The 1,028-nt window shown below is 27.8% G+C and carries 1 protein-coding gene; it reads left to right on the top strand.

Annotated features, from left to right (window positions below; genetic code table 11):
* Window positions 1–118: 118 nt before the first annotated feature.
* Window positions 119–1,028, top strand: a 910-nt coding sequence (locus tag FTV38_RS17930; protein ID WP_180023091.1) for a hypothetical protein, incomplete at its 3' end; no start/stop codon positions are given.

The raw sequence follows: 1,028 nt of genomic DNA, 5'->3' as shown, positions 1-1,028 counted from the left end.
GGGAATTAGGCAGATGGGTTTTAATATACCTAATATTCTGCTTAGGCTATTTTTTTATGCTTTTAATATTCTATAAATCGTTATTTAATTGAATGGTAATAATTTTTGAATCTTTGAAATGACTAGAAGCAGATTTTTTAAAAAAACGTACCATTCTAATTATCGAGGTAAAGTATCTGTTGAGGATGCTGTTAAACATCAAACATATCTTGATGATATGAGAAAAGATGCTGTTTTTTATTGTGTAGATCATATCGAAAGTTCAATGATCCCACATAGTATGCTTCATAAAATAATTCAAAAGTTAAAAACTAAGCAAAATGATAGTTTAACTTTGCCAGAGAAAGCCTATTTAGTTCGTCAAAACCTTAATGCTTTACATAGTCTAGTTGAAGGTAAAATTTCTTTTAATCAATATAAGAAAGAAGTTGTTAATGACAGAATAAAGCATCAAGAACACTTAGAAGCAGAAAGATTACGCTTGGAAAAATTAAGAGAATTAGAACTAATTCAGTTAAAGAAACAACAAGAAAAATTAGCTCAGGAAAGAAAAGTTAGAGAACAAGCTGAACGTGAGCGTAGAAAAAAATTAGAATCTGACCCTAAATATATAGAGAGGCAAAAAGAAAAAAATTTAATAAAAAAATATGATATTTATCTCTATGACATAGTTGATAAGCATAGATCGAAGTTAATTAATATATTGAAATTATTAGATAATAATCAGAGATTATCTGAACAAGATGCTATTTGGTTAAATTCGGAAGGACGACAATTTTTTACAGATGAACTTAAGATAAAATTTCATCGTGTGGAAGCTGATTTTTATCTTAATGAATATAAGACAACCAAATTACATTGGCATGCTATTAATGCCTCTAGTCAATTAAGAAAAGCTAAAGCAAGTAAAGAGGCTGAAAAGTTTTTAGAAAATACTGAAATCTCACTAAATAAAAATAAAAAATTATTGTCAGCTTATTTCACTACATTGGGAGGAGTTAAGAGAGATATTAGAAAAGTCGATACAG

The organism is Acinetobacter sp. YH16044 (assembly GCF_013417145.1).
Lineage (GTDB): Bacteria > Pseudomonadota > Gammaproteobacteria > Pseudomonadales > Moraxellaceae > Acinetobacter > Acinetobacter amyesii.
This window is presented reverse-complemented; position numbering and strand designations above follow the sequence as displayed.